The sequence below is a fragment of the Actinoplanes sp. NPDC051633 genome, from assembly GCF_040681735.1.
Classification (GTDB): Bacteria; Actinomycetota; Actinomycetes; order Mycobacteriales; family Micromonosporaceae; genus Actinoplanes.
On sequence record NZ_JBFAZH010000409.1, the window covers coordinates 1 to 6,113 of the forward strand.

The window sequence follows — 6,113 nt, forward strand, 5'->3', positions numbered from 1 at the left end:
AGCCCCTGCCCAATCAGGTGGATCCGGCCGCGCGGCGAGTCCATCTCCTCGCCCCACAGCACGTAGGTCGGACAGGTCGTGAGGCAGAACCCGCAGTGCACGCAGTCGGAGACCAGCTCCTTCGACGGCGGCCGCACGTCGTCGAAGGCCTTGACCGGCCCGAGCACGTCGCGGGGCGGGTCCACGGGGTTGGTTCCACGGGTGGCGTCGATGTCGGCCATTCAGATCCCTCCCACGAACCGCCCGGGAGCGAAGCGCCCGTCGGGATCGAACTGCTCCTTGACCCGCCGCATCAGCTCGAGACCGGCAACCGGGCCCCACATATCGAGCCGCTCGCGCACACCGGCCGGCGCGGTCAGCACCACGGCGTGCCCGCCGGCCCGGACCGCGGCCCCGCGCAGCGCCTCCACCACCCGGGCCACCTCCCACTCCCTTTGCTCTGCTTCCCCTGAGGAAGCAGATCCCGGGACGCGCTCGGCGCCGACGGGCGGCGTCTCCGCCGAAGCCGCAGGTGAGGGAGTCGGGCCGGCGTCGGAGGGCACGTCGCGGGCGGGAGCGGTGCCGGGATCTGCTTCCCGCAGGGAAGCAGAGCAAAGGGGCTGAGAGGGGGTGCCGGGTGCCTGGGCGCGCCGGCTGTCGCCGTCGGATCAAGCCTCGAGAAGTCGGGACGTCGGCCCCGCACGAGTGGCGCCCGCCGGGATGCTCCTGCGCAGCCTCTAGCATCGTCGTGTGGGGCTTTCGGCACGGCTTGCTGCTGTTGTGGACGCGCTTCCCCTGCGCGGGGACTCCCGCGTCCTCGAGATCGGGTGTGGGACCGGGGCCGCGGCCCGAGCGGTTGCCGCTCGGCTCACCACCGGGCACATCCTGGCAATTGATCGGTCCGCCGCTGCCGTCGCCGCTGCGTCGGCCCACCTGCCCGAGCGGATGAGTGTTCGGCTCGCCGCCGCCGAGGAATTTGTGCTGCTGGATGGCGAGGCGCCGTTCGACCTTGTGTTCGCCGTGCGCGTGGGGGCGCTTGACGGGCGGCACCCCGCGGCCGGGCGTCTGGTGACGGCTCGGCTCGCCGCCGCCACCACCGCTGACGCTCGGCTGTTCGTCGACGGGCGTGAGGTTGGCTTACGCCCGCAGTAGCTGGGCGGCGTCGGCCACCCAGCAGGTCAGTCAGGCGCGCAGTAGCTGGGCGGCCTCTGCCGCCCAGTAGGTCAGGATGATCTGGGCGCCCGCCCGCTTGATCGAGGTCAGCGACTCCAGGATCACCCGCTCGCGGTCCACCCAGCCGTTCGCCGCCGCGGCCTCGACCATCGCGTACTCGCCGGAGACCTGGTAGGCCGCCACCGGGATCGTCACCCGGTCGCGGACCGCCGCGATCACGTCGAGGTATGGCAGCGCCGGCTTCACCATCACGATGTCTGCGCCCTCGGCGACGTCCAGGTCGACCTCGCGCAGGGCCTCCCGGAGGTTCGGCGGGTCCTGCTGATACTGGCGGCGGTCGCCCTGCAACGAACTCTCCACTGCCTGGCGGAACGGGCCGTAGAAGGCGCCGGCGTACTTGGCCGCGTACGCCAGGATCGACGTGTCCTTGAAGTTCGCGCTGTCCAGGGCCTTGCGGGTCGCGCCGATCTGGCCGTCCATCATGCCGGACGCGCCGAGCATGTGGGCGCCGGCCGTTGCCTGCGCCACCGCCATCTCGGCGTAGATCTCCAAGGTGGCGTCGTTGTCCACACTGCCGTCGGCGGCCAGCACGCCGCAGTGGCCGTGCGAGGTGAACTCGTCCAGGCAGAGGTCGCTCATCACGACCGTCGCGTCGCCGACCTCCTCGATCACGTCGCGGATCGCCACGTTGAGGATGCCGTCCGGGTCGAGGCCGGCCGAGCCCGTCTCGTCCTTGTTCTCGTTGGCCGGCACCCCGTAGAGCATCAGGCCGCCGACGCCCGCCCGGACCGCCTCGTGCGCCGCCTTGCGCAAGCTCTCGCGCGAGTGCTGCACCACGCCCGGCAGCGAGCTGATCGCCCGCGGCTCGGTGAGGCCTTCCTTGACGAACATCGGCAGGACCAGCTCGGCCGGCGACACCCTGGTCTCCTCGACCAGGCGGCGCAGGGCCGGAGTGCGGCGCAGCCGACGCGGGCGGATGTCCGGGAACGACACAACGACTCCTAGCGGAACCTCAAGGCGGTGGGACCCTGCACCTTCGAGCCGCGGCGCTGCTTGGCCGGCATCGCGGCCAGCTTCTCGCGCAGCTCGACCGCATACTCCGCCAGCGCCTCGACCAGGTCCGGCACCGACGCGTGCTGCGGCTGGACGTCGACGCGCAGGCCGAACTCCGTCGCCGTCTCGGCGGTCTTGGGGCCGATCACCGCGACGACCGTGCGGGCGTGCGGCTTGCCGGCGATGCCGACCAGGTTGCGGACCGTGGACGACGAGGTGAAGAGCACGGCGTCGAAGCCGCCGCTCTTGATCGCGTCACGGATGTCGGCCGGCGGCGGCGCGGCGCGGACCGTGCGGTACGCGGTCACGTCGTCCACCTCCCAGCCACGCTCGATCAGGCCCGCCGCCAGCGTCTCGGTGGCGATGTCGGCGCGCGGCAACAGCACCCGGCCGACCGGGTCGAGGATCTCGTCGTGCGGCGAGAACTCGGCCAGCAGACCCTCGCTGGACTGGTCGCCGTCCGGGACCAGCTCGGGCTGGATGCCGAAGTCGCGGACCGCGTCGGCCGTGGCCTCGCCGATGCAGGCGATCTTGACGCCGCCGAAGTGCCGGGCGTCCAGGCCGTGCTCTGCGAACTTCTCCCAGACCGCGCGGACCGCGTTGACCGAGGTGAAGACGACCCAGGCGTACCGGCCGTCTACCAGGCCCTTGACCGCGCGCTCCATCTGCGCCGGGGTGCGCGGCGGCTCGACCGCGATGGTCGGCACCTCGCACGGGATCGCGCCGTAGGCCCGCAGCCGCGCGCTCATCGCACCGGCCTGCTCCTTGGTGCGCGGCACCAGGACCTTCCAGCCGTACAGCGGGCGGTTCTCCCACCACGACAGCCGATCGCGGTGCGCGACCTCGCCGCCCACGGTGAGCACCACGCGGCCGGTGAAGCCGAGCGCCGCGGCCACGAAGCTGTCCACGGTGGAGGTCGTCGTGTACTGCGTCTCGCCGGTGCCGTCGCCGGTGACGCCGACCGGCGTACCCGGCTCGAGGCCGGCCGACAGCAGACCGTCGCGGACGGCGGCGAGGTCACCGGCGTCCACCGCGACCGCGAACGAGCCCTTGCGGGCCGATGCGGTGAGCGCCTCGAAGTCGAGCGCGGCCACGTCGTCGACGTCGGCCACGGTGCGGACGCCCGGCAGCGGCACCCCGGCGTAGGTGGCCACACCCTCGGCCTGACCCACTCCCGGGACGACCTCGAAGTGCACCGCCGTACGGGCAACGGCCTGCACCTCGCGAACCACCGACTCGTGGCCGAAGGGATCGCCGGCCACCAGGTGCACGGCGGACAGACCGGACTTTGCCGCCGACAGCAGCACCTTGGCCACGTCCCCGGACGCACCCTCGGCCGGGCTGAACTGAGCGTCGGCCTTGGCCTCCGCCCGGATCGCGGAGAGCAGGGAATCGGGCACGCCGCGGTCGTAGACCACCTGGTCGGCGTCGACCAGGGCGTTGTGCGCCCGGCGCGTGAGCAGCTCGGGATCGCCTGGTCCGGCGCCCACGAACGCGATGCGTCCAGCGGGCTTACGGGCGGTGCGGGTGGTCATGCTGTGCTCCCCATCAGGGTGTCGGCGCCGTTGTCGAGGAGATCGGCGGCGAGTGCCTTACCGATCTCCGCCGCGTCAGCGGGCGTTCCAGTGCGCGACAACCGGACGGCTCGGGCCCCATCCGGGCTGATCACGGCACCGCGCAGGTAGATCTCGTCGCCTTGCTCACCCTCGGCGACCTCGGCGTGGGCGGCGACCGGGGCGGAGCACCCGGCCTCCAGTGTGGCCAGCATCGCCCGCTCCGCCACGACGGCGGCGCGGGACGGTGCATGATCGAGCGCGGCCAGCAGCTCGATCAGGTCTGCGTCGCCGGCCCGGCACTCGACCGCCAGCGCCCCCTGAGCCGGGGCGGGCAGCATGAGCATCGGGTCCAGCGTCTCGGTGATATCGGCCGTGCGACCGATGCGTGCCACGCCGGCCCGGGCCAGAACGACCGCGTCGAGGTCGGCCTGGGGGCCGAGCACTCGAGCGATCCGGCTGTCGATGTTGCCCCGGATCGGCGTGACCGACAACTCTAGGCCCAAGGCATGCAATTGCGCGATTCGGCGCACCGCCCCGGTGCCCACCACGGCGCCCGGAGGCAGCTCGGTGAGGGTGAGCCGGTCGCGCGCGATCAACGCGTCGCGCGGGTCGGCGCGCTCCGGGACAGCGGCGATGTGCAGGCCGGGCTGCTGGGCGGTGGGCAAATCCTTGTACGAGTGCACGGCGAAGTCGATCTCGCCGGCGAGCAGCGCGTCGCGCAGCGCGGACACGAACACGCCGACCCCGAGCTGCGCCACCGGGGCGGACGACTTGTCACCCGCGGTGACGATGTGGACCAGCTCGACCGGGTGACCGGTCGCGGCGGTCAGAGCGTCGGCGACGCCTCGCGACTGCGCCAGCGCGAGGGCGCTGCCTCTGGTGCCCAAGCGGATCGGGCTCATGCGTCACCTCCGATCTTCGGTACGGCGTTGGCCTGGGTGGCCAGGGGGACATCAAGGTCGAACAGCTCGCGCAGCAACGCGGCGTACTGATCGCCGCCCGGCTCGGCGGCGAGCTGCCGGACCCGAACGGTCGGCGAGTGCAGCAACTGCTGAACGACCCGGTGCAGCGTACGGGAAACCTCGGCCCGTTGCTCCTCGGTGAATTCCGGCCGCCGGGAGGTGAGCTTGCGCAGCTCGGCGGCGACCACATCCTCGGCGCGGGTGCGCAGCGCGGCGACCGTCGGCGCGATGTCCGCACCGCGCAGCCAGGCCAGGAAGTGATCGACCTCGGCGGCGACGATCTGCTCGACGGCCGCGGTCTCGGCGGCGGCCGGCAGCGCCCGCCGGCTGGTGGCCAGGCCCTCGATGTCGATGACGGTGACGCCGTCGATCCCGGTCGCGTCCGGGGCCACGTCGCGCGGGACGGCCAGGTCGAGCACGACCAGCGGCGCGGCGGCGGCGAGCCGGGCGCGGTCGAGCACCGGCGCGGCGGCCGCGGTGGCGCTGACGACGATGTCGGACTCGGCCAGCGCGGCGTCCAGCTCGGCGTACGGGACCGCGGTCGCGCCGTAGGCCTCGGCCAGCCGCTCGGCCCGCTCGGCGCCGCGGTTGGTGATCCGCAACGGGCCGACGCCGGCTCGGGTCAGGGTGGCGACGGACAGCGCGCCCATGGCTCCGGCGCCGATCACGAGCGCCGGCCGGCCGGCCAGCGCGCTCAGGTCGCCGTCGGCCAGCTGGACGGCCGCGACCTCGAGGGCGGCGGTGACGACGCTCTGCCCGGCCTTGTCGATGCCGGTCTCGGCGTGCGCCCGCTTGCCCACCCGCAGCGCCTGCTGCATCAGCTCGTGCAGCATCCGGCCGGCGGTGTCGGCGTCGGTCGCCGCGTGGTACGCGTCCCGCAGCTGCCCCAGGATCTGCGCCTCGCCCACGACCATCGAGTCGAGCCCGGCGGCCACCCGGAACGAGTGCTGCACGGCCGCCTCGTCGTAGTGCACGTAGAGGTGGGCGGCCAGCTCGTTGGCGCCGATGCCGGAGTGCTCGGCCAGCACGTTGCAGATGTCGCCCAGACCGCCGTGGAAGCCGGTCACCGCGGCGTACACCTCCACCCGGTTGCAGGTGGACAGCACCACGACCTCGCCCACATACGCCTGGCCGACCAGCTGCCGCAGCACCACCGGCAGCCGGGCCGGGGTGAAGGCGAGCTTCTCCAGCGTTGCGACGTCGGCGGTGCGGTAGGACGCGCCGACACAGAGCAGGTTCACGACACGACCGCCTGTCCGCCCGGCAACGCCGGCAAGGCTGTCAGAGACGCCTTGCGGTGCTCGTGGAAGGACAGGATCTGCAGCTCGATGGCCAGGTCGACCTTGCGGACGTCGACCCCGGCGGGCACGGTCAGCACACACGGCGCGAA

General features: G+C 72.9%; 6 protein-coding genes and 2 pseudogenes. 1 reads left to right on the forward strand and 7 read right to left on the reverse strand.

Features of this window, described 5'->3' with window-relative positions:
* Together AB0M20_RS22105 and AB0M20_RS22110 are read right to left on the reverse strand one after the other, a co-directional pair.
* Window positions 1–221 (reverse strand): annotated as a pseudogene (locus tag AB0M20_RS22105) (glycolate oxidase); the annotation flags it as partial.
* On the reverse strand, window positions 222–422 hold the full coding sequence (locus AB0M20_RS22110) for an FAD-linked oxidase C-terminal domain-containing protein (RefSeq protein ID WP_364300943.1): 201 nt from the start codon (window positions 420–422) through the stop codon (window positions 222–224).
* A gap of 307 nt (window positions 423–729) precedes the next feature.
* On the opposite strand from AB0M20_RS22110, the gene AB0M20_RS22115 reads away from it, so the two are divergent.
* Window positions 730–1,131 carry a methyltransferase domain-containing protein gene (locus AB0M20_RS22115; RefSeq protein ID WP_364300945.1) on the forward strand — a complete coding sequence of 134 codons (402 nt, stop codon included), beginning with the start codon at window positions 730–732 and terminating at the stop codon, window positions 1,129–1,131.
* A 30-nt stretch (window positions 1,132–1,161) separates the two neighbouring features.
* On the opposite strand, the gene hemB is transcribed toward AB0M20_RS22115, so the two are convergent.
* The 5 genes and pseudogenes from hemB to AB0M20_RS22140 all read right to left on the reverse strand — a co-directional run.
* The gene (hemB, locus tag AB0M20_RS22120; RefSeq protein WP_364300947.1) at window positions 1,162–2,145 is read right to left on the reverse strand and encodes a porphobilinogen synthase; all 984 of its coding nucleotides are present in this window, start codon (window positions 2,143–2,145) and stop codon (window positions 1,162–1,164) included.
* An 8-nt stretch (window positions 2,146–2,153) separates the two neighbouring features.
* Window positions 2,154–3,740: a uroporphyrinogen-III synthase gene (locus AB0M20_RS22125; protein ID WP_364300950.1), complete on the reverse strand. Its 1,587-nt coding sequence runs from the start codon at window positions 3,738–3,740 to the stop codon at window positions 2,154–2,156.
* Window positions 3,737–4,663, reverse strand: a complete 927-nt coding sequence (hemC, locus tag AB0M20_RS22130; RefSeq protein ID WP_364300952.1) for a hydroxymethylbilane synthase — start codon at window positions 4,661–4,663, stop codon at window positions 3,737–3,739. Before hemC ends, AB0M20_RS22125 begins: the two co-directional genes overlap by 4 nt.
* A complete protein-coding gene (locus tag AB0M20_RS22135) occupies window positions 4,660–5,964 on the reverse strand; it encodes a glutamyl-tRNA reductase (RefSeq protein WP_364300954.1) in 1,305 nt (434 codons plus the stop codon). Before AB0M20_RS22135 ends, hemC begins: the two co-directional genes overlap by 4 nt.
* Window positions 5,961–6,113, reverse strand: a pseudogene (locus AB0M20_RS22140) (redox-sensing transcriptional repressor Rex); the annotation flags it as partial. The pseudogene AB0M20_RS22140 and the gene AB0M20_RS22135, both read right to left, overlap by 4 nt.